Below are 22,306 nucleotides of genomic sequence, written 5' to 3'. Positions count from 1 at the left end.
ATCAACCAATGCCGATAAAGAAGCCGGCAATGGTGGCACTCATCAGATTGGAGAGCGTGGCCGCCAGCAGGGCGCGCATGCCCAACCGGGCAATCTCCGAGGTGCGTTCCGGTGCAACCGCTGAAAACGCCCCCACAACCACACCGATTGAGCCGAAATTAGCAAAACCGCACAGGGCGAACGAGATAATGGCCACGGTTTTGTTGTCCAGCGCGCCGCTATCCTGCAGATAAGGAGAGAAGCTAAGGTAAGCGACGAACTCATTGACCGCCAGCTTTTCCCCAATCAGGCTTCCCGCCAGCGCGGCATGGTGCCAGTCAACGCCCATCAGCCACGCCAGCGGCGCTAATACAAAACCGAATACGCCCTGCAGGCTGAACTGACCATATCCAAACCAGCCGCCGATTCCGCCGAGAATGCCGTTGACCATGGCGATGATAGCGACGAACGCCAGGACAACCGTGCCGAGGCCAGCCGCAATTTTCAGGCCGGTAATCGCCCCTGCGGCGGCGGCCTCGATCAAGCTGCGCGCCGGGGTTTCACTGAATGAGAGATCCGTAAAAGCGACCGCTGAAGCCTCCGTGGCCGGGCTCAGGAGGCGCGCAAACAGAATCCCGCCGGGAATCGCCATCAGCGATGCCGCCAGCAGATAGTCAATGGGAACGCCTAAACCGGCGTAACCCAGCATGGTGGAGCCGGCAATAGACGCCATACCGCTGCAAATTGCCGTGAACAGTTCATTACGGTTCAGGCGGTGAATGAAGGGTTTGACGATGGCGGGGATCTCATTCTGCCCCAGAAAGATGGTTGTGACGGCAACAAAGGACTCAATTTTACTGATCGCCAGCGCGCGCTGAAATAGAGCGCCGAGCAGGCGAATCAGAAATCCCATTACGCCGATATAATAGAGCACGCTCACCAGTGCAGTAATAAAGATAATCGCGGGCAATACATGGAACGCAAATACAAATCCTGCACCGTTAAATACCTTATCCATTTGTGGGCCCGCCAGCGCGCCAAACAGAAATGCGCTGCCTGCGTCACTGTAAGATAGCGCCTGATGGACGCCATAAGCGGCTTTTTCCGCCAGCCATTTTCCCGGTGGTAAATAGAGAACGGCGCCGCCAATGGCAATCTGTATTAACAGCGCCGCACCGGTGGTCCGCAGACTGATCTGTTTTTTATTCACTGACAGCAAAAAGGCGATCGCCAGTAAGACCACCATACCCAGAACACTTCTCATTATGTCCATCATGATCTCTCTTGATGTTTGTTTTGGCCGTGCATGAGCGGTATGGGCGACAGCTTACTGCCCATATTGAGGTTGCCCTGAAGGGCAACCCGATAAGGTGAGGTCAATCTTTGTTAATGGTATTGGCGCACGCACGCTTCCACGACATCCCAGAACCAGGCCGTATCCAGCGTGATACCCACTTTGGTATTGGCCGGCAGGCCCAGCACGCCCAGCTCATCGCATACCGTGCGGCCGTAGCAGGGGCCCTGGTTTACATCGATCTCAACAAACATCTCCTGCACCTTAAAGGCATCGGGATTGATGAGATAAGCTACGCAAGTGGCGTCATGCACCGGACCACCGGCGAGACCGTAGTTATCAAACTGGGTTTTCAGCGTGAAGTTCATCATATCGCTGAACAGTTGGCCGGCCGGACCGCCTGCGTTCTCCATGCGCGTAATAATATCCGGCGTACAAACCGTTTGGTGAGTAAGATCCAGGCCCATCATTACCAGCGGTACGCCTGCGGTAAATACCACGCGTGCCGCTTCCGGATCCGCATAGATATTAAATTCAGCCGACGGTGTGAAATTGCCGGTGCCGTATGCACCGCCCATCAGCACAATTTCACGAATTTTAGGGATGATTTTTGGCTGCATGCGCATCGCTACCGCAATATTTGTCAGCGGACCAACGGGGACCAGCGTAATATCGCCCTCGCTGTTCAATAGCGTATCGATAATAAAATTCACCGCGTGCTTATCTTCGGCTTTACGCACAAGCGGACCAAATACCGGGCCGTCGAGGCCGGTTTCGCCGTGAATATTATCGGCGACAATCTGCTTACGCATAATGGGCTGCGGCATGCCGGCATACACTGGCGTATCAATATTTAACGCCTGACACACATGCAGGCCATTTACTAAGGTCTTATCCAGGATCTGGTTGCCTGCCACAATCGTGATACCCAGTAGCTCAATCGCCGGATGTTTTGCCGCCAGCATGATTGCGATGGCATCATCATGACCGGGATCACAATCCAAAATAATTTTGCGCGTTGCCATAGGTTATTTCCTTCCGTTCTGTTGTTATCACCTTCATTTCATTGCGGAAATCAGGTGGAGTAGGGTAGACGGCTTCACCTTAGCAGCGGCCCGTTAGCGGCGAATATGAGAAATCTCATCATGGAACAGAGAGAATGAAAGAGATCGACAATGAACCCTTGATGCAGCAGCTCATTAGCGAATCGGGTTACGCGGATAAATTTTCTGCGGATGTGATCAAACACACACGTTTGTTCCAGGTTGCGGCGGGTGACTACATTGTGCGCGAGGGCAGCTTACCGGGCTGGCTGTTCTGGCTGGCACGCGGCCGCACCAAACTCTATGTCACGCTGGCGAATGGCCGTGTATCCCTGGTCGATTTTTTTAGTGCGCCCTGTTTTATTGGCGAGATTGAAGTACTGGATGAGACGCACCCCTCACGCGCGGTGCAGGCGATTGAGAGCTGCTGGTGCCTGGCGCTGCCGGTGAAACAGTGCCGTAGCCTGCTGATCAATGATGCGCAGTTTCTGCGCCACGCCTGCCTGGGGTTAGTGAGGAAAAACTTTCGCAATATTGTAACCTCGACCCGCAATCAGGCATTCCCGTTGGTTAACCGGCTGGCGGCATTCATTCTGCTGACTCAGCATGACAACGTATATAAAGAGAAGCACACGCAGGTGGCAGAGTATCTGGGTGTGACTTACCGGCATCTGCTGTATGTGTTTGCGCAGTTCAGCGCAGAAGGGGTGATCAGTAAACAGAAGGCCGGTTATCTTATTCTTAATCGGGGAGCGCTAATGCGACTGGCGCAGGAGATGGAGCCCGGCATAACGTTACCGGGCTATTAGTATCAGGCACCCTGGCGCGTTGCCGCCAGAACGATTTCACGGATACAGACGTGCTGGGGCTGTGCGTAGGCGTAGTCGATGGCATGTGCCACATCCTCAGCACTGAGCACTTTGCCGCCCATCTCCGCTTTCCATGCGTGATAGCCGGCTTTGATGTCGTCATTTGTAGTATGGCTGAGCAGCTCGGTCTCTGTTGCGCCAGGCGCAATGACAATGACGCGCACATTATGCGGCGAGAGCTCTTCACGCAGGTTTTCTGACATCCCGTGCACGGCGAATTTAGTGCCAACATACACAGCATGATTTGGAAAAGTCTTGCGTCCGGCCACTGAGCTGATGTTAATGATCGTACCTGCTGCACGGCTAATCATGCCGGCCGTGACGGCATTTACGCCGTTCAATAAGCCTTTGATATTAACGTCAAACATCTTATCCCATTCGGCAGGATTTTGCTGTCCAATCGCACCGAGCAGCATCACGCCCGCATTGTTGATCAGCGCATCGACCGGACCAAATTGCTGTTCCGCTTCACGCACCGCAGCGCTGAAGGCTTCACGGTCGGTAACATCCACGGCGCGGCAGATCGTATTGGGGAGATTCAGTGCTGTCATGGGCTCGATACGGCGAGCCAGCAGCAGAAGGGCGTGGCCGCGTGAAGCCAGCACTTTGGCGGTCGCCAGGCCAATGCCCGAGCTGGCTCCGGTAATGACGACCAGCGGTTTGGTTGTTTGAGTCATGTTGTTCACCATAGATAAAATTGATTGCTGAGTTGACGCAGGTACTTTAAATCGGCGAGAGAATGGTGAAAAATGGTTTATTTCTTTGGCCGCCATAAAAATAAACTATGGATAAGCGACAACTCACTGCATTTATCTGCGTGTTCGAAGAGCGCAACATTACGCGCGCCGCTCAGCAGCTCAACCTGACGCAGCCTGCGTTATCCGCCACGATCCGGCTGCTGGAGGAGGAGCTGAATACCGCGCTCTTTGTGCGTAAGCCACGCGGCGTTGATGTTACAGAAGAGGCGCGCGTGCTCTATCCGCAGGCGCGAAAGATGCTGAGCGACATGACGGCACTGGTGGCGCGTTTCCGCAATCCTACTGATTGTCTGCCGCTGCATATCGGCATAGAAGGGGATGTGGCAACCGAACAGCTCGGTTACGTGCTGAGAGAGATCCGCGAACATTTCCCTACGGTGCTGGTAACAGTCGATCCGGGCTGCGTGGGAGATATCCGCCTGGCCTGCGAAAGCCTGCGCTGCGAGGATGAGCTCTTTATGCCGCTGTTCGACGAGCACTATGTGCTGGCTTATCCGAACGGTCATGCGCTCAGTAATGTGGCGAATCTGATGTTTGAACATCTGCATCAGCTGCCGTGGATCGCCACGCCTCAGCTGGAATCCCATCAGCGGCTGCTGCCGTTTTATGGCGCCGCGGCTGCGTCGGCCCATGCCGGCAGTTACGCCGTGGCGCTGGATATGGTAGAGGCGGGCAGTGGGGTGACCATCGCGCCGGCACCGCTGGTGCTATCCCGGCCGCATCTTGGCAGCCGCACACTACCGGGCCAGCCATTACAGCGCCGCGTAGGCATTTGCTATGCGGTTCAGGCACAAACCAACCCGACTGTCGCCGGACTGCTGGCGCATTTAAGCCGCGCCAGCGCGTGAAGGAAAAGGCGGATCGCTGTGCGCCGTTACCGTAGTGGCGACCCGTCAGGGCCGCCAGAAACGCCGGTTTAATCCGGGTTCATCATCCGGAAAATAGCCTCATATTGCCCGTCGCGTTCAGCGCGGCGGCGCGGATAATCACGCTCCAGCAGTAATTCACCCGCAGTAAAACTGCCGCTCTCCAGCATCAGCATGATTTGCGCAACAAACGCATCCAGCGGCATAGCGCGCGGATCGTTAAGCTGCGCATCGCTGGTAAGCGCTGTTTGCACATACGGCGGTGACAACGCCAGCACTTCAACGGCGGTTTTTCGCAACTGATAACGCAGTGAAGTGAGCCAGGAGTGCAGAAAAGCTTTAGAGGCGCAGTAGACAGGAAACGCCGCGAGCGGAACGAAAGCTAATGCCGAACTGGTTGCCATAAGGGTGGCGCGCGGCTGAGTGCGAAGCAGCGGCAAGAAAGCAGCTGTGATGTTAATGACGCCCATAATATTCGTGGCGACCATCTGTTCAGCGTCTGCTGCATCCCAGCTATCGGAAAGCACACTCTCCGGGCGGGAGATGCCGGCATTGGCGATCAGCACATTTAACTGTGGAAAGCGCGCCACCACAGCAGCCCGGAAATGGGCAAGGGCGCTGGCATCGGTAATATCCTGCGCATAGCCAGTAATAGCGGGACGCTGTGCCGTGATCTCATCCAGCAGCGCCTGGCGTCGTCCGGTCACGATCACCGTATTACCCCGATCGTGCAGGGTTTCCGCCAGCTTGCGACCAATTCCACTGGTACCGCCGGTAATCAGAATTGTGTTTTGCGTCAGGTTCATGTTTTTGCCTTGTCAGTCAGAGTGATTGAAAGGCCACGCGCAGCAGACGCAGGAGGAAACGCATGCCGGAATCCATCCTGATCCAGGATGGCTTGCAGATGAGGAGTGCCGTGGCGCTGTTCCGGTTTCCCTCTGCAGAGGCCCAGTCCGGTTCAGGGCGCGTTGGATGACGGTAACGCCTACGGCAATGAAGATTTGCACGCACACTATAAAGTTGAACCTGTGCGCTGTCTACGGCAGCATCAAAGCCCGGGCGTGGGCAATGTGCCAGATCAGCGAAGAAGCGCTAATGAGCGGCGCCATGCCGTAAATCCCGATCAGGCCATAATGGCGCATAATGTATATTATGTTAAATTAAGGATTAACACGCACCCCCGCGGGATTACCTTCATCACCTGCCCGCTACCCACGTCAACCTGCAATCCGCCTCCACTGCTTAACGTAATAACGGCCGGATGAAAAATCTGTGCGGCCAGGATGACGTTATCTGCGCCCTTTGATGACCGAGGCCTTCCAGTTAAAGTCGCTGACTTCACTCTCTTTCAGTGATTCAGGTTTTTTGCGGCGCGCCGGCGTTTTACGGGCTTTTTCCGCCTGCGCCCGCGCACTGGCCATTTTCGCCGTCATGATCTGCTGTCTGGCTTCCGCCGTGAACGCTCTCTCCTGTTTTGCATCCGGCTCTTTGCCGGTGCGCTGACGATGCTTCTCTATCAAAGCTTTAAACGCACCTTCTACCTCAACGCGCTCACTGAGCGTGAACTGATCGATGGAAATCATTTTTTTGTCGTGCATAGCGTTTTGTCCGGTGGTGATGTTGTGACAACGAGTGTACCGCATTTAGCAGCGTTAAAGGCCACACCATTGCCGCTTGCCCTGCTTTCTTGTAACCTTTGCCATCCACATTGTAAGGGATTTCCATGACCGATCACCGCTCCAACGATCCACTGCACGGCGTTACGCTTGAGATGCAAATCAATGCGCTGGTCGCCCACTATGGCTGGGACAGACTGGGTAAGCTTGTCAATATCAACTGCTTCAAAAGCGACCCCAGCGTTAAATCGAGCCTCAAGTTTCTGCGTCGCACGCCGTGGGCGCGGGCTGAAGTTGAGGCGCTCTACCTGGATTCTCTGAAGGACTTCGGGGCGGATAAACCGGATGACGCCGCGCCAAATCCCTGGCTGATGGGCAAAGACAGGTAACTATTATGTTAAATAGCTTTCAGCAATACTCGATATGATCCACCGGCGTTATACCGGCAGCGCTACGTGAAAATTCCTGCATCATTATTACCCTGCTTTTGGCACAGAATTCACGTAGCGACGCTTAAGCAATCTGCCCGGTATTGACCCGACGGCCAATATCTTTCAGTTGCGAATACTTCTCCAGCAGCTGGGGCGCATCGTCCAGGCTCATGGCGAACATCCACATATAGGTCATCACCGAATAGACGTGACCGGCATCTTGCCCCCCTCTGAAACACATGATCAGGATGGTCATGCCAAACAGCAGCGCAGCCACGCTGCCGATCGCCAGATAGCCCATTGCTTCGCGGTCAGAGAGGCAGATGCGCAACCGGGCCAGCACCCCATAGTGGCGCACCAGTGGCGACGCTGGCGCACGGCTCACCATATCGACCTCCCTCTCCAGCCGGTTATTCAGCCGAAGAAACAACTGCTCGTTCTTTAACGTGAACTTTTTCAGAAAGAGTGCAAAGAACGCCAAAATACCGAGACAGGCTACCCCGGACCAAAACTCAATTACCAGCAGCATGGTTGCCGCGCCTGCAATAGAGGCGACAGACGTGATAAGTACCGGCAGGTGTTTCTCGAAAAAATCCACGAACTCGCGGGATAAGGCGACGCGCGCCGCAACCACGGAGGGTGAATTGTTCTCAAGACGCTGGGTCAGGATCACGGGTACTGCCATCTCTGCATAGATACGTGCAAAAGTGCGGGTATCAACGCTACGGCGCGCAGCGCCAATCGCCCACATGACAAATACCATCACCGCATACAGCACTGCGTGTAAGGTGTTGGCAGCCAGTATCGCATTCACGGCAAAGCCCGCCAGTAGCGGATACAGCAGATAGGTGACGTTCTCTGCAACCACCAGCCCTAGCGTCAGAAGTAATTTTTTACTGTAGCGCTGCCCTAACCGCTTCAGCGTGGCGGCAGCGCCTGCAGGCATGGTCTGTTTTTCGTTAACGTGTAAGGTTTTCATACTCACTATTCATACGGAAAGGAAAATTGAGCGGTCGCTCAATATCGGGCGAGTCTATTTGAGCAACCGCTCAAAGTCAATGCGCAAAGATCCACCCGCCGTGGCGATCGGGTGTGATAAAGCGCGGCACCCTGATAAGTGCCGCGCCAGAGGAGGTAAAATTAACGTTCAGCTGAAAGCTTTTGTAGCACCCTGAGTTCTGCCACCGCTTCCTGCATCGCATCGATGCCCGCGGTCAGGGTGCGCAATCCCTCAAACTGCTGTGTGATATCGGCACGCTCACTGCGCGTTTGCTGACTCATCGCTGCTATCGCATCGGCAGCACGAATGCTGCGTTCCGCCATATCATTGGCCGTCTTTACCGTCGTGCTGGCCACGCTGCGGATGCGCATAATGGTACTGACCGCATCGTTGATATTGCTGGCGGTGGCCTCCGCCTGCTCTTTCGAGGAGTGCGCCAGGCGACGCACCTCCCCCGCAACCACAGCAAATCCCCGTCCGGACTCTCCGGCGCGCGCCGCTTCAACCGCCGCGTTAAGCGCCAGAATGTTTGTCTGAAAAGCGATATTACTGATGCCGTGTGTAATCACGTTAATACCGTTTGAAATACGCTCCAGATCATCCAGCCCCTCACCCAGATGGCTTTGCGCCTGCTGGCTTTCCGTAGCGATGGCGCTGATGGCCCGGATACTGCCCTCCGCCAGACTGAGCGTTTCCCCCTGACTCTGCGTGGCGGCTTCCAGCGCCGGAAGCGCTTTGACAATAGGCGCGAGCTCCTGCTGATAATTGATAACGCGCGCCAGTACCCGCGTCTGGATGCTGTTTAGCGCCTCCCAGCGTCGTAGTGCCCGCTGAGCGTAATGGGCTGCATAGCTGGCGTACTCAACCGGAAACTGTGCCATCGCCTTTGCATCATGGTTGAAGAACACCAGCGCAGAGAGCGTCTGATTGATCGGCACCCCCAGAATTTCGCCAAAACTTGAAAAACCGGCTGCGGGGATGCCTTTGAAGAAGTGCGCATTGTACAGCTGGTTCAGGTTGCCCTGGCGTCGCAAAATACAGTCATTCATCATGATGGCCGCCGGCTTACCATGACGCCTGACAAACCGCGCCCAGTCCTGCTGCGTGGCGGCTTTAAAATCGGTCTCCTGCATCAGATAGAGCCGATCGCCAAACTCCAGGTCGCAGAAGAAGTGCACATGGCCGCTCTCAATCTTTGCGACAGAGCGGATAAAAAATGACTCCCCCACTTTCACGGCAAACGTCAGCCCCTGCAGTCGCTGACTCAGCTGCTGCTCGTCACAGCCCAGCTGCTCGGCCAGTGCCCGGGTAAAGGGTTGCTGCTGCCCCTGCTGGTTGAATACTGAGGTCACCGTTCTGGTCAGCGGGTTGGCCTCGGCGATCAGCCAGCTCTTATCCAGCGGCGTGAAATTTTGGCTCTTAAAGGGCGCAAACGATTTACCGGCGGCCATACGACAAAACACGATGACCGCTTTGCCCTGCAGTACACGCCCCTCCAGCCCAATCCATGTGCCGTCAAAAGTAACGCGTCCACCCGCTGAGCCGCCAATAGCCAGACAGGGGAACAGACCGCTGTTATACCAGGCCTGCATCAGAAATCCTTCTGAAGCCGATAATCCGTCACAGTAAATCATGGCGAAAGTGCGCTCTGCTGACAGCGGCATACGTACCTGTAGCGTGGCCAGATCGCGCTGAATAGCACTGATGCGCTCGGTAACGCTATGCGTATCGTTGAGATGCAGGTCAATTATATGCGTTTCATGTTCGGCAATCAGGGTGTCCGGTAGCCAGAGCCAGCTTCCCTCCTGTCCGTTACCTTCACAGTAAGTGCTTTGCTGACCGCTGGCGCTAAGCGCACCATTAGATGAGAGCGTAATAACCGTTAAATCAGCCGATGAGAAGCGTTGCCAGGCCTGACTTACCCGGTGAAAGTCCGCTTCCGGTGGAACAAACGTTAACAATATGCCTGATGCCCGCGATGAAAGTCCTGCCGCTGAAAGTGTGTCGGGCAGCTGCTGGCAGTGATAAATGCCGTCTGATGGCGTAGACGTCCGGGCTAAAGGGGCACGGTTAATGATCGTCTTGATAAAGGACATATTCTTGTTTTTCCTGCAATTATGATACTGCGCGCTCGCGCTGCGCATTCTGGTGTAGTCAAAAGAGGGCTAAAAGCAGGGTCCGTTCGCATTCAGAACTCATCAATCACTCTCCGTCAATGCGCAATAGTGAGCGCTCTGACGGACAAACGTTATCGACAGACCTGGCGCGACCTTCAGTAATTGCTGTCATCGCTGAAAACGATATTCCCCCTCTCTTAAGCGCCGTAAACCATTGACGCATCGCCCCGCCGGCTTCTGTTAAGATAGGATTTTGAGCAGTGGCTCAACGCAAGGTGGAACGACAAATGAAAAAAAAGAGCGAAGATCTCAAAGCGCTTATTCTGGATACGGCGGTGGCCCTGTTTATTGAGAAAGGGATTACGGATGTCACGACCCGCGAAGTGACGGAGCAACTTGGCCTGTCCCGCAGCCACATCTATCACTACTTCAGTAACTGGCAAATTCTGTGTCTTGCCGCAATTGAACGCTTTATGGCGCGCGAAATCGCGCAGTTTACCGATGAAGTCGTGGGCCTGAGTCCGGATCAGAAGCTGATCCGGCTGGCGGAGATCTACCTGCCCGACTCAGCAGACGCGTCCTGGAAACTCTATGATTCGCTGTGGCAAATGGCGGCCAATAATGATGCTTACGCCAAACTTGCGGAGAGTAACATCACCAGCTGGATGACGCTGATTGGTGACACTATTCAGCAGGGTGTCGATGACGCGGTGTTCCGCAAAACAGACGTTAGCCGTACCACCCGGCAGCTGAGCGCGATGCTGAATGGGTATGCTGAAGTGTTGAGTATCAGCCCTGCCAAAGAGAAGCATCAGCGCGCGCTGGCGGATATTGCTGATTTTATCCGGATGGCGCTGGCGCCTGCGGCAGGTAAGAAAACGTAGCCGGGATGAGGGTGACTCCCGGCTACAGCACTTACCAGAACCGTACGCCGGTGAGATGCAGCGTTCTGGCAATGCCCCCCGCCGCAATCAGTGCCAGCACCACGCCGAGGCCGGTCATGGCCTCAAAGCCCAGGTGCTTAAACAGCAGGTAACCCACTACACAGCCGGACAGGAACGAAAAGATGGTCACCAGATGCGTGAACAGCACGGTGCGGTGCAGATTCCGATCGGCGGCTTCACTGCGGCTCAACAGTGCGCGCAACCATGAACCTAACGCTATACCGGCGTCGGTAAGCGTACCTGTAACATGGGTTGAGCGCACCCGGCCAGACGACAGCTGCGTTGAAGTGGAGTTGTGAATGCCCATCAGCAGGCTCAGGGTAACCAGAATCTCGCCGTTATTCCGCTCGGAGTACCACAGGATCTCCACTAAGGATGTCAGCGTCAGCGCAATACCTTCGGCCAGCAGGACCAGGCAGTAAACCGTGCGCAGATTGCGCTTCAGGCCATACGCCACCACCAGCCGCGACAGCATCGCGCCGGTCACAAAGGCGATGATCAGCACGGCGAGAAAGAGCAGATCGTGCAGGTCGGATCCGTTCACCTCTGCCGAAATTTGTGAGGTATTACCGGTCATGTGCGAAGGGAAAAAACCAAATGCGCCGAAAGCCATGGCGTTGAGTATGCCGGCCGTGGTCGCCAGCGTCAGGGCCAGTAGTCGATCCTCACTGTGCGAACGAATTTTCTTTTTGCGTAACAGCATAAGTTGTCAGTCACTCCCGGATGTTGCAAAACGGTTTTTAATAGATCGCCTTTCAAGCATAGCGGCTGTCACACATCTGACAGGCTAATCCCCTGCTTTTATTAGTTTTATAACGCGCTCAATCCATCATCCTTCTCTGAATTCAACCTCACGGCAAGGGATGTTCTGTTTTGCGCCCTGCTCAGTCGAGCCTGACATCCTGACAAAATCTGCCACAATGTAAAAATGACTTTTTTGGTAAGGAAATCTGATGAGTTACCGCCTCTGCCTGTCTATCGTCTGCGCGCTCTGGCTGAGCCAGGCCAGTGCGCAATCACTGCCGCAGCGTCCGCCGGAAACCCTGGAGCCCGGAGCTTACATCTCGGCTGTTAATAGTGATAACAGCGTGACGTGGCGCCTGTGGGCGCCCGCTGCCAAAGCCGTCGATGTGGTGACGGGCGCCACACCCGACCGCTATGTGTCTCACCCGATGCAGAAAGATGAACGGGGCATCTGGTCATTTACCAGCGCCCCGCTGCAGCCCAGCTTATATGAGTATTTTTTTAACGTGGATGGGTTCCGCAGCATTGATACCGGTACGGCATCGCCCAAACCGCAGCGCCAGGTCAATACCAGCCTGATTCTGGTACCGGGCAGCCTGCTGGATGAGAGAGCGGTGCCACACGGTGAAATCCATACCCTGAGCTGGCATTCGGAGGTGCTGGATCGAGAGCGTCAGGTGGCAGTGTGGGTGCCGCCCGGCAGTGAAAAAAACGGTGAGGCGCTGCCGGTGCTCTACTTCTATCACGGCTTTGGCGATACCGTACTCTCTGCGGTGACACAGGCGCGGCTGCCGCAGATCATGGATAATCTGCTGGCAGAGGGCAAAATCGTGCCGATGATCGTGGTCATGCCGGACACAGAGACCGACATCGCGAGCGCAATCCCGGAGTCCTTTGCCCCGGCCACGCGGCGCGACACCTTCTATGCACGTAATGCGCAGGCGGCGGATAAGGAGTTGATGCAGGAGATCATTCCGCGCATCGCCCAACGCTATAAGGTGCGCAATGAGGCACAGGGACGCGCCCTTGCCGGTCTCTCCCAGGGCGGCTATCAGACGCTGGTCAGCGGCATGCGTCATCTTGATCAGTTTGCCTGGCTGGGCATCTTCAGCGGCGTGACCACCGAAACCGTACCGGATTTTCGCGTCAGCGCGCAGCTGAAGAAGGCGTCAGCGGTTAACCGGCAGCTGAAGCTGTTCTCCTTAGCGGCGGGTGAAGAGGATATTATCACCGGTCGTGATATGACCGGCCTGAAAGCCGATCTTGAGCAGCTGAAGATCGATCACGACTGGCACAGCTATCCTGCGTTGGGCCATGAGATGGATGTCTGGCGGCCAGCGTATATCGCGTTTGTGCAGAAGCTGTTCCGCTAAGCAGCCGGCAGCACCCGCCACAGGGTGAGCCGGTTCTCACCCGCGCCGCGTTGATAGTCAACGCTATCAACGCTGGCAAAAATCAGTGGCCACCCTCTGCCGCCTTCGTTCATCGCCTCCGGCATGGCGCTGTCACTGTCTGAGATCTGCAGCTTCTCCTCCGGCACCGGCAGACCTGAATCCACCAGCGTGACCCTGATACCGGCGTCATCCGTGCTGAAACAGACCTGATAACTTTTTCCGGCATCGTCGCGATAGGCATGACGAATAATGTTACTGGCCGCCTCGCAGAGCGCCAGATCCAGCGGGTAGATCCAGTTTTCGCTTAAGCGTAAAGGGGATAGGTACTCCCGCAGCGCATTGCCCAGCGTGGTCAGGCTATTAAGCGTGGCGGGCAGCTGCAGCGTTTTCTCAGGCAGAAAGTGCGACATCGTTGTCCCCTCACTGGAGTGTGTTAAGCGCTTCCTGACGATCGGCGCACAGCGTAAAGACGCGATCCATACGCGTCAGGGTAAACATATTTCTGATATTACTGTTCAGGGCGCACAGCACCAGCTGTCCGCCGTTGCTCAGCGACTTCAGAATGGAGATCAGCGCGCCCAGGCAGCTACTGTCAATGAAATCGACACGTGAAAAGTCCAGCACCAGCCGCGTGTTGCCCTGCTGAATGGCGGAGAGGATCTCCTCCTTGAAGCGCATGGCAACGGAAGCATCCAGGCGCCGCACCACCGGCGTCAACAGCGTTACGTTATTGACAGATTCCGACTCAATTTTCATCTTGCTGCTCCTGTTCAGAGATTGGCTGACGCTCAATAACCAGCAACGAAATGTCATCCCCGGCGGGTGCATCGCTGTCATGCGGCAACTGGCGCCAGAGATTAAGCTGACTGTGTACGCCGGCCAGCAGTTGCGGCAGCGGAAGCGGTGCGAGCTCGGTTAGCAAAGCGGCGAAACGCTGGGCGCCAAACATCTCCTGCCCGGGATTTTCACACTCGCTGATGCCGTCACTGTAAAGACAGAGGCGCTCTCCCGCTGCCAGCGTAAACGGCACCTCCTCCCAGGTCAGGTGATCGAGCAGCCCCACCGGCGGACCGCCCTGCCCAACCTGACGGATAGCGCCGTCTGGCGCGACGATCAGTGGCGTCGGATGACCCGCCTGGCACAGCCGCCCTGCGCCGCTGGTGCGATCGATAACGCCATATACCATGGTGAAATAGCTGGTGACGTCGCTGCTCTGCGCCACAAAACGCTCGTTCAAAATACTCACCACCTGCGCCGGCGGCGTAATGGCCTCATCATCATAGAGAAAACGCTCTACCGTGCGGCCGTGCAAAAATTGTCGCGCGACGGCCACCGACAGCATCGCGGCGGAGACGCCATGGCCGGAGACATCCACGCTGTAGAAGCCCACCGCCTGATTATCCAGCGGGAAAAAGTGAAAAATATCGCCGGAGACCCAGGCTGAGGGAATAAACAGCCAGTCAGCGTGGTAGATCGCGTGGCGAATGGCGTGTGGCGGCAAAATGCTGTGCTGCAGCGCCGCCGCTGCCTGGAGGTCCAGTTGGATCTGCTGCAGCGCCTCGCTGAGGCTGCGATTGCGGCTCTCCAGCGTCTGCTCCAGCTGCAGGATGCGTTCGCCCGCGTGCAGGCGTGCCTGCAGCTCCACGCGGTTGACCGGTTTACGCAGAAAATCGTCCGCGCCGGCGTCAAACCCGGCGCGCAGATCATCGGTACTTTCGCGCACCGTCAGCAAGATAAGGTAGATGTAGCGCTCCTGAAACTGCTGCCGCACCTGGCGGCATAGCGTCAGCCCGTCCATCACCGGCATCTCCCAGTCGCTGATCAGTAAATTGATCGGGTGCTGCGACAGCATCGCCAGCGCCTGCTCGCCGTTCTCTGCCTCAAACACGTGATAGCCCCACTGCTTCAGCAAGCCAGAAAGCAGTTTGCGCCAGGTGGTCGCGTCATCCACGATGAGCACAGATTGTGGCTGTAGCGTTAACATAGCGGCGGCCCTAGAAAGGTAAAAACCAGATAAGTGAGATAGTGCCTTCGCGGAATTTCGCCGTGGCGCTGCTGCGCCCCGGGAAGCGCGTTCCGCTGTAGTTGCTGTACTGCAGGGAGAACGATCCGGGCGTATAGCCGGCGTAACCAAAGCTGTAGCTGTAGTCCCCGTTCCACGGCTGCTGCTGATCGGCATGCGGATACCAGAACGCCGTGGCGCGGATAAAAAAGTGCTGCTTAAAGGTATAACCGCAGCCGCCCAGACCCACCTGCTTGTTAGACCGGATATCATTGTCCGCCAGCGAGTAGTAACGCGGTACCCAGCTGTAACCAACCTGGCAGGTCAGCGCATCGCCCTCATTAATGAGCAGATGCCGCTCAATACTCTTCGGCAGAGAAAACTTATAGGCGAAGGTAAATGCGCCCTGCTCAAAATAGGTGCGGCGCGCTTTGCCCGAGGGGAAAAAGTGGTTGTCGCCATAGTTGCTGTAGACCAGGCTAAAGGTATTGGGGTGCCAGTCGTCATAACCAAAGCTGTAACGAAAATCGCTGGTGTACTTATCAAAATCGGTGATTGGCGCGCGCAGGGTAATATTGCCGAACCAGTAGCTGTACGGAGAGTACTGCAGGCTCAGATTAAGCAGTTGGTTGATCTTCTTTTTCTGCTCTGCCGAAGCGGAACCGTTCGGGATGGTGAGCTGCTGCTCTTTCAGGCCGCTGGAGAAACTCAGGGCGCCGGAAAATTTATCTTTATTGCCGGAGAATAGCCGTCCCCAGCGGCTGGTAAACACCCCGGCCTGTATGGGTTCATCATCGGAGACGGCGGCGCTCTCCTGGCTGGCGGCATAGACGTCATTCACCCCCGGCAACAACATCGCCAGCAGGAGTAGCCCTCTCTTCCCCTCTGCACGCCCGTAGTATCCCATCTGATCTCCCCGATTAATTCGGAATAAAACGACCGCCAATCTCTTTTTTCGCCATCCACCACAAGATGCCCAGCGCAGTGAGGTGGATCAGCGTGTTACGAATCCACGCCTGATGCCACAGGTCGAACGGCACGAACTGGCTGATCGCCAGCACCACAAACACATGCAAAATAAAGGTGTAAAGCGAATGCTGGCCCAGAGGAATTAAAAACCAGCCGACGGCGCGGGCCACGGGCTGCCAGCAGTAAGTCAGCAGCAGATAGACCGTCAATATCAGTGAGAAGTCATTCAGCACGCGAAAGGGGCCCAGCGCGTTTTTTGCCGCCAGGTGATGGTAAAACCAGTTGAAATCGGCCGGTGGGATCACGTGCATTAGCAGCGCGGGCGGCATAAACGGATTGGTATGGTTCTGCGCAATAAACATCATTATCAACGCAAAGATCACCATGATAGCCATCACCCCTTTGCCTGGCGGCGTGCGCGCCAGCGACATCAGCTCCTCTTTGTACCAGCCGCAGCACATCCCCAGCACGTAGATCAGCTGCCAGGCCAGCAGTGGAAAGGCGAACTCAAACTCGGAAACGGTCACCCGCAGCGGCCAGAGCTGATAGCAGAGATAGGTCGTCAGGGAAGCGGCGATCAGCCAGCCGGCGCGGCGCGCCTGCAGCAGCCAGAGAAACAGTGGGCTCACCAGCAGCAGGCAGATATAGAGCCCGAGGATCTGCGTCTGGTGCGGACCAATCTGCAGATAAAGGATGATATTGAACCACGTCTCTTTGATCTGCGGTGTGGTGGGAAACAGCGCCCACACGGTGCCGGAGTAGCGATCAACAAAGTGGGTCACTTCAAAGGTATTGATCAGCGGCAGGCGTGAAAGCAGGAGCAGCAGCAGGATGATAACAATGTTCACCAGGTAGATCTTGCCGGCACGGCGCCACAGCGTCCAGCCTACCGTCAGCAGCACCTCTTTCTGCAACCGCTGCCGGTTAAGCATCCCCAGCATAAAACCGGAGAGAATAACGAAGCCCTCCGCGCCGGTCGTCAGGCCAAAGCGCTCCCAGGTAAAGATATTGAGCACGGAGAGCAGCTCGGTATGGGCCACCACCATCATCACCAGCGCAACGCCGCGCAGCATATCAATACGCAGATCGCGTCGGCCGGGTATGGCGTAACGCCATGCCCGGAAGTCGGTAAAGGTGCGTCTCTCTGCAAGCGCCTGATCGGTCATAAAGCATTAATCCTGATGAAGATAATCATCACTAATACATTAGATTCATAGCTGACACATTTGTAAAAATAAGTGTAGCCATGTTGCGCGCTAAGTCACGCATGGGTGAAAAATTTCGCAAAATCGCTGTAAATAACTGTAATGCAATACTATACAAAATAGAGTTGTTATTAGCAGCAGCAGAGTGCTGCAGATTGCATTTACGCATAAATATAAGCGAAGCTCACTATTTTCATGGTTTTTCATTTACTTAATTTGTGATTAGCATTGGCGCCGGGTGGTTTAGCAGTCCACTAATTATGACGGGATACTATGGATCACTACTTCTCTCGCTTTGAATCGCGCCGGCCACCCGCGCCGCTGCATACACCGCGCTGGGTCATGCGGATCTGGCAAACGCTGGCCGTTGCCGGGCTGGTGCTGGGCGCTAACTACATTCGCTGGCGCTGGATGGAGTCGCTCAACATGGATGCGCTCTGGTATGCCGTGCCGCTGGCGCTGGCTGAGACCCTGGCCTGGATAGCACGCTGCTGTTCACCATCAACATCTGGCAGGTCAAAGACCCTGAATGCCCGCCTGCGCCTGACGATATCAATCAGTGTCTGCTGCCCGCCGATCGGGAAGCAGCGCGTCCCATCAAAGTTGACCTGTTTATTGCTACCTACTCTGAAGATCCCGAACTGGTGCGGCTCTCCATTCAGGACGCCTGCAAAATGCGCTACCCCGCCACGCTGGATTTTCGCGTGCACGTTCTGGACGACGGCCGCCGCCCGGAGATGCGCGCGGTGTGTGAGCAGGAGAGCGTCAACTACATCTCGCGCGATAACAATATTGGCTTCAAGGCCGGCAATATCCGCAACGGTATGGAGCACACCGACGGCGATTTTCTGGTGATTTGCGATGCCGATACGCGCGTCTTCCCGACGCTGCTGGAGAATACGCTGGGCTATTTCCGCGATCCGGACGTCGCCTGGGTACAGACGCCACAGTGGTTTTACGATCTGCCTGAAGGCGAGCGACTGACCACCTGGCTGCGGCGCAAGGCGGGCTGGCCGGGGTATCTCCTCGGCAGCCTGAGTGAAAAGCTATTCGGGCGCCTGACCATCGGTAACGATCCCTTCTTCAACGATCCACGCATGTTCTACGATGTGATACTGCGTCGGCGTAACGCCGTTAACGCGGCCTTCTGCTGCGGCGCCGCCTCCGTGCATCGGCGCGAAGCGGTCATGCAGGCTGCACTGCGCAGCTATGTGTTTAACGTCGAACAGGAGATTGCGCAGTTTACACGTGACATCCGCGATGAAGAGGCCCGCTCCGCGCTGAGCCTGGCGATGCGTCCGCATGTGATCGCCGATACCGAACTGACGCCCTACAAATTCCACGTCTCGGAGGATATCTACACCTCCATTGTGCTGCATGGTGACGAAGGACGCCGCTGGCGTTCGGTGATGCATCCGGGCATTGAATCGAAAATGCTCTCACCGCAGGATCTGTTGACATGGATGATTCAGCGCTTCAAATATGCCGCCGGATCGCTGGATATTCTGTTTCACGATAAAATCTTCAGCCGCCGCCGCTTTAAACTGAGCCTCGGGCAGACGCTGATGTACGGCACCACGTTCTGGTCCTATCTCGCCTGTATCTGGAACACCGTGTTTTTGATCTCGCCGCTGGTCTATCTGTTTACCGGCGTGCCGCCGGTGTCGGCCTACTCCACGCCCTTCTACCTGCACTTTCTGCCGTTCTTTATCGTCTCTGAGCTGGCGTTTATGTTCGGTACCTGGGGCATCTCTGCATGGGATGGGCGATCCTCCTACCTCGCGTTCTTCTCGGTGAATTTGCGGGCGCTCAGTACCGTGCTGCGCGGTGAAAAGATCAAGTTTCACGTCACGCCAAAAGAGCGGCAGTCAGGCCGCTTCCTCTACCTGGTGAAACCGCAGCTGGCTATCGTGGCGCTCACGCTGCTGGGGCTAGTGTGGGGTGGCATTCAGGTGGCGCGCGGTAACGTCGATGACCCTTCCGGTTACGTCATCAACATTTTCTGGGGTGCGGTGAACATCGCCGCGATGCTTCCGATGATCATGGCGGCGATGTGGACGCCTCCTGCAGCACAGGAGACAAACGCCGGATGAGTCTCAAAGCGGGTTTATACAGCGCACGCAGCTACCTCACGATCCTGATCGGCTTTCTGCTCGGTTTTGCCATCGTACTGTGGGTGGAACGCCAGATGCCGACGCGGGTCGAGACCACGGACGGCATTGTGCTGAGCAAGGCGTTTCCGCCGCTGCCGGCTCAGCGTGAACTGACGTTTGATGAAGCCGTGTGGGCGCGCATTGCCTGGCAATATTTCGTCACCAATACCCAGCCCAATGGGCTGGTGAATGCGGAAGCCGATCGGCCGTGGCTGAGCCTGTGGAGCGCCGGCAGCTATCTGCTGGCGACCCTCTCCGCCCGCCAGCTCGATATCATTCCGGAAGCGGAGTTTGACGACCGCATCAGCTCGGCGCTGGAGGCCTTAGGCAGCCTGCCGCTGCAGCCGGAGGGGCTACCCGCAGCATTTTATCACGCCGATACGCTAACGCCGCTAGTTCAGGACCCGCCGGTTAACGGCTCCGCCATCGATATGGGTCGGCTGCTGGTGCCGCTGCAGGTGCTTGTCTGGCGCTATCCGCAGCACGCCGCTGCCGTTAACCAGCTGCTGGCGAAATGGCAGCTCAATAACCTGCTGCAGAGCAGCGGCCCACAGGGCGCCAGCCTGCCGGTTAACCGCTGGGTGATCCGCACTGACGATCCGCGTGGCAGCTACGGCTATCGCCTCTATGCTGCCGGCGTGCTGCGCATGATCAACAGCGCAGCCGGGCTGGCGGTGAGCCAGCCGCCGGACGGCCTCAAGCTGATTGAAATTGACGGGCACGCCGTGCCGGATGAAGGGCTGCGCACGCCGTGGGGCAAACAGCCGGCGCTGATCAGCCAGCCTTATCTGCTCACCGGGCTGGAGCAGGGCTTTGATGCGCGCAGCGGTGAGATCAGCTGGCGCATTATGCAGATTCTTCAGCAGCGCACCGGTAAGCCGGATGCGCGTGGCGATATCAATGCGGATTACGCCGAACAGGCGCCCGATTTCAGCGGTACGCTGCCGGGTCAACAGCCGCTGCCGGTGCAAGAGCAAAACGATAACAGCCACGATACGCTGCCCGAGCGCGCCCTGCTCTCCACCCGTTCAGCATTCGCCTGGTATGCCCTGTTCCGCAACCGCTGGAGTGAGGCGTTACGCCAGCAGATGCTACCAATGATTGAACCGGGCAAAGGCTGGCGAGCCGGCTTTAATCCGGACGGTAGCGTCAACGCCGCCATCGATGCCGATACCAACGCAATGGTGCTTGAGAGCCTCTCATACATTGCGCACGGCCAACTGCTTTGTCTGGGCTGCCTGAACCGATCGCCCGCCACCGCCCCCTCAAAAGGAGTAAGAGCGCAATGAGCGTGTTATCCCTAACCCTGTCTGGTTTACGCCGCTTGCTGCTGGTGCTGGTCCTGATCGCCCCGCCGCTGCAGGCCGCCGTGAGCCTGCCCGCATCTGACTACAAAAGTCGTCATGGCGAACTGACACCACGTGAAATGAGCGTGGCCAAAAACGCGTGGTCCTACTTTGTCGCTAACTACCAGCCCACCACCGGTCTGGTGAATGCGGTAAACAAATATCCCTCAACCACCATGTGGGACAGCGGCTCTTATCTGGCAGCGCTGACTGCCGCGCGCGAGCTGGGCATTATTGACAAAGCGGAGTTTGACCGCCGCTTTATCCAGTTCATGGCCACGCTCAACAAACTGGTGCTGTTCCAGAATCAGGTCCCCAACAAAGCCTACAACACCATTACCGGGCAGAAGGTGGACTACCTGAACAAACCCGGTGAGATTGGCTTCTCCGCCATTGATATCGGCCGCATGCTGTTGTGGCTGAAGATCATCAAAGAGCGCTATCCGGAGCACGGCAACAGCATCGATAACGTGGTGCTGGGCTGGGATTTCACCCACGTGGTGGATGACTGCGGCACGCTCTACGGCGCATACCTGGATAAAGAGAAAAAACCACAGTACGTGCAGGAGGGTCGTCTGGGATACGAAGAGTATGCTGCGGCCGGTTACCAGCTGTGGGGCTTTACCACCTGCCAGGCCAGTAAACCCGAGCCTTACGCGCTGGCGGATATCTACTGCGTGCTGGTGCCTTATGACTCGCGCGATCCGCGCCTGACCAATCAGCACAACTATGTGGTAACGGAATCCTACCTGCTGCACGGGCTGGAGATGGGCTGGGATAACCCGGACGATCGTGACGACAGCCCCGCGAACCATTCGCATCCGTGGATGAAAAACTTCGCTGACCGCGTCTATCAGGCTCAGGAGAACCGCTACATGATCACCGGCACGCTTACGGCGCGCTCGGAGCATCAGCTCGATAAGTCCCCCTACTTTGTCTATGACACGGTCTTCAGCGATGGCTTTAACTGGAACACCATCACCGATAAGGGCCAGTATGTGCCCAACGTGGCGGCGGTATCGCTGAAAGCGGCGCTGGGCATGTGGGTGCTGTGGGATTCGCCCTACACTGACCGCCTGTTTGATGCCATCGAAAACGCCGACGAACAGGGCAAAGGTTACTACGAAGGGTTGTACGAGAACGGGGATGGCCCGATCAAAGAGTTCACCGCCAATAACAACGGCATCATGCTGGAAGCGCTGCTGTTTAAAAAACAGGGCAAGCTGCTGCGCTATAACACCAATGATTCGCGCAACCGAAATTACGCGCCATCACTGTGGGAGAAGCGCGTGGTCGATCTGTTTGAGCAGAACAACGAGACGCGCAACCGGCCCTTCTTAAGCGTCACGCCGGGCATTAAAAACTGGTGTGAACAGACCGGCACCTCAGTGCGTACGGCGCCGAAGTGCAGCGCCTGTAAATGCGCCCGCTGCGACAGCTCCGCGCCTGTGAAATTACCGCCGGTAGCCACCTCATGCCTAAAACAGTAAGTCGCCTGGTCGGGTTATTACTGCTGCTGGCCGTGGCCGGCGTCACCTGGCTGCTGGTTCGTCACGATGGCGCCGGCTGGCGCTGG

20 protein-coding genes and 1 pseudogene are annotated in these 22,306 nt (G+C 56.5%); 8 read left to right on the top strand and 13 right to left on the bottom strand.

Features of this window, described 5'->3' with window-relative positions:
- Position 1: 1 nt before the first annotated feature.
- Together HA48_RS09015 and rihB are read right to left on the bottom strand one after the other, a co-directional pair.
- Positions 2-1,252, bottom strand: coding sequence for a NupC/NupG family nucleoside CNT transporter (locus HA48_RS09015; RefSeq protein ID WP_128600781.1), 1,251 nt, complete (start codon positions 1,250-1,252; stop codon positions 2-4).
- A 113-nt stretch (positions 1,253-1,365) separates the two neighbouring features.
- Entirely contained in the window at positions 1,366-2,298 is a 933-nt protein-coding gene (gene rihB, locus HA48_RS09010; RefSeq protein ID WP_128600724.1) for a ribosylpyrimidine nucleosidase, read from the bottom strand.
- 134 nt (positions 2,299-2,432) lie between these two features.
- Here rihB and yeiL point away from each other — a divergent pair, with 134 nt between their 5' ends.
- On the top strand, positions 2,433-3,125 hold the full coding sequence (yeiL, locus tag HA48_RS09005) for a transcriptional regulator YeiL (protein ID WP_128600723.1): 693 nt from the start codon (positions 2,433-2,435) through the stop codon (positions 3,123-3,125).
- A 2-nt stretch (positions 3,126-3,127) separates the two neighbouring features.
- On the opposite strand, the gene HA48_RS09000 is transcribed toward yeiL, so the two are convergent.
- Positions 3,128-3,862 (bottom strand): SDR family oxidoreductase, encoded by a 735-nt coding sequence (locus HA48_RS09000; RefSeq protein ID WP_128600722.1) that lies wholly within the window; start codon positions 3,860-3,862, stop codon positions 3,128-3,130.
- Between the two features lie 107 nt (positions 3,863-3,969).
- On the opposite strand from HA48_RS09000, the gene HA48_RS08995 reads away from it, so the two are divergent.
- Positions 3,970-4,791: a LysR family transcriptional regulator gene (locus HA48_RS08995; RefSeq protein ID WP_128600721.1), complete on the top strand. Its 822-nt coding sequence runs from the start codon at positions 3,970-3,972 to the stop codon at positions 4,789-4,791.
- A 68-nt stretch (positions 4,792-4,859) separates the two neighbouring features.
- On the opposite strand, the gene HA48_RS08990 is transcribed toward HA48_RS08995, so the two are convergent.
- On the bottom strand, positions 4,860-5,615 hold the full coding sequence (locus HA48_RS08990) for an SDR family oxidoreductase (protein ID WP_128600720.1): 756 nt from the start codon (positions 5,613-5,615) through the stop codon (positions 4,860-4,862).
- Positions 5,616-6,098: 483 nt separating this feature from the next.
- Positions 6,099-6,407, bottom strand: coding sequence for a hypothetical protein (locus HA48_RS08985; RefSeq protein ID WP_128600719.1), 309 nt, complete (start codon positions 6,405-6,407; stop codon positions 6,099-6,101).
- A gap of 125 nt (positions 6,408-6,532) precedes the next feature.
- On the opposite strand from HA48_RS08985, the gene HA48_RS08980 reads away from it, so the two are divergent.
- On the top strand, positions 6,533-6,814 hold the full coding sequence (locus HA48_RS08980) for a VF530 family protein (protein WP_128600718.1): 282 nt from the start codon (positions 6,533-6,535) through the stop codon (positions 6,812-6,814).
- 124 nt (positions 6,815-6,938) lie between these two features.
- Here HA48_RS08980 and HA48_RS08975 read toward each other — a convergent pair whose 3' ends face one another.
- Both HA48_RS08975 and HA48_RS08970 read right to left on the bottom strand, forming a co-directional pair.
- A complete protein-coding gene (locus HA48_RS08975; RefSeq protein ID WP_128600717.1) occupies positions 6,939-7,835 on the bottom strand; it encodes an ABC transporter six-transmembrane domain-containing protein in 897 nt (298 codons plus the stop codon).
- 161 nt (positions 7,836-7,996) lie between these two features.
- The gene (locus tag HA48_RS08970) at positions 7,997-9,952 is read right to left on the bottom strand and encodes a methyl-accepting chemotaxis protein (RefSeq protein WP_128600716.1); all 1,956 of its coding nucleotides are present in this window, start codon (positions 9,950-9,952) and stop codon (positions 7,997-7,999) included.
- A gap of 308 nt (positions 9,953-10,260) precedes the next feature.
- Here HA48_RS08970 and HA48_RS08965 point away from each other — a divergent pair, with 308 nt between their 5' ends.
- The gene (locus HA48_RS08965; RefSeq protein ID WP_128600715.1) at positions 10,261-10,857 is read left to right on the top strand and encodes a TetR/AcrR family transcriptional regulator; all 597 of its coding nucleotides are present in this window, start codon (positions 10,261-10,263) and stop codon (positions 10,855-10,857) included.
- Between the two features lie 31 nt (positions 10,858-10,888).
- Here the strand turns inward: HA48_RS08965 and HA48_RS08960 are convergent, their stop codons facing one another.
- Entirely contained in the window at positions 10,889-11,620 is a 732-nt protein-coding gene (locus HA48_RS08960; RefSeq protein WP_128600714.1) for a YoaK family protein, read from the bottom strand.
- A gap of 250 nt (positions 11,621-11,870) precedes the next feature.
- On the opposite strand from HA48_RS08960, the gene HA48_RS08955 reads away from it, so the two are divergent.
- Entirely contained in the window at positions 11,871-13,034 is a 1,164-nt protein-coding gene (locus HA48_RS08955; RefSeq protein WP_128600713.1) for an alpha/beta hydrolase-fold protein, read from the top strand.
- On the opposite strand, the gene HA48_RS08950 is transcribed toward HA48_RS08955, so the two are convergent.
- The 5 genes from HA48_RS08950 to opgC are packed head-to-tail and all read right to left on the bottom strand — an operon-like array spanning position 13,031 to position 17,192.
- A complete protein-coding gene (locus HA48_RS08950) occupies positions 13,031-13,465 on the bottom strand; it encodes an ATP-binding protein (RefSeq protein WP_128600712.1) in 435 nt (144 codons plus the stop codon). The genes HA48_RS08955 and HA48_RS08950 overlap by 4 nt on opposite strands.
- Before the next feature lie 10 nt (positions 13,466-13,475).
- Positions 13,476-13,811 (bottom strand): STAS domain-containing protein, encoded by a 336-nt coding sequence (locus tag HA48_RS08945; protein WP_128600711.1) that lies wholly within the window; start codon positions 13,809-13,811, stop codon positions 13,476-13,478.
- Positions 13,801-15,039, bottom strand: coding sequence for a PP2C family protein-serine/threonine phosphatase (locus HA48_RS08940; RefSeq protein ID WP_128600710.1), 1,239 nt, complete (start codon positions 15,037-15,039; stop codon positions 13,801-13,803). The genes HA48_RS08945 and HA48_RS08940 overlap by 11 nt, the downstream gene beginning before the upstream one ends.
- Positions 15,040-15,049: 10 nt before the next feature.
- On the bottom strand, positions 15,050-15,964 hold the full coding sequence (locus HA48_RS08935) for a hypothetical protein (RefSeq protein WP_425270663.1): 915 nt from the start codon (positions 15,962-15,964) through the stop codon (positions 15,050-15,052).
- 13 nt (positions 15,965-15,977) lie between these two features.
- Complete coding sequence (gene opgC / locus HA48_RS08930; protein WP_128600709.1) at positions 15,978-17,192, bottom strand: OpgC domain-containing protein; 1,215 nt, start codon at positions 17,190-17,192, stop codon at positions 15,978-15,980.
- Between the two features lie 312 nt (positions 17,193-17,504).
- Here opgC and HA48_RS08925 point away from each other — a divergent pair.
- The 3 genes and pseudogenes from HA48_RS08925 to HA48_RS08915 all read left to right on the top strand — a co-directional run bounded on the left by HA48_RS08925 (position 17,505) and on the right by HA48_RS08915 (position 22,220).
- A pseudogene (locus tag HA48_RS08925) lies at positions 17,505-19,324 on the top strand (glycosyltransferase family 2 protein).
- Positions 19,321-20,673, top strand: a complete 1,353-nt coding sequence (locus tag HA48_RS08920) for a DUF3131 domain-containing protein (protein ID WP_128600708.1) — start codon at positions 19,321-19,323, stop codon at positions 20,671-20,673. Before HA48_RS08925 ends, HA48_RS08920 begins: the two are co-directional and overlap by 4 nt.
- The gene (locus tag HA48_RS08915) at positions 20,670-22,220 is read left to right on the top strand and encodes a DUF3131 domain-containing protein (protein WP_128600707.1); all 1,551 of its coding nucleotides are present in this window, start codon (positions 20,670-20,672) and stop codon (positions 22,218-22,220) included. Before HA48_RS08920 ends, HA48_RS08915 begins: the two co-directional genes overlap by 4 nt.
- Positions 22,221-22,306 lie beyond the last annotated feature (86 nt).

The organism is Pantoea wallisii (assembly GCF_002095485.1).
Classification (GTDB): Bacteria; Pseudomonadota; Gammaproteobacteria; order Enterobacterales; family Enterobacteriaceae; genus Pantoea; species Pantoea wallisii.
The sequence above is the reverse complement of the archived record's forward strand: the minus strand, read 5'-3'. Positions and strand labels throughout refer to the sequence as shown.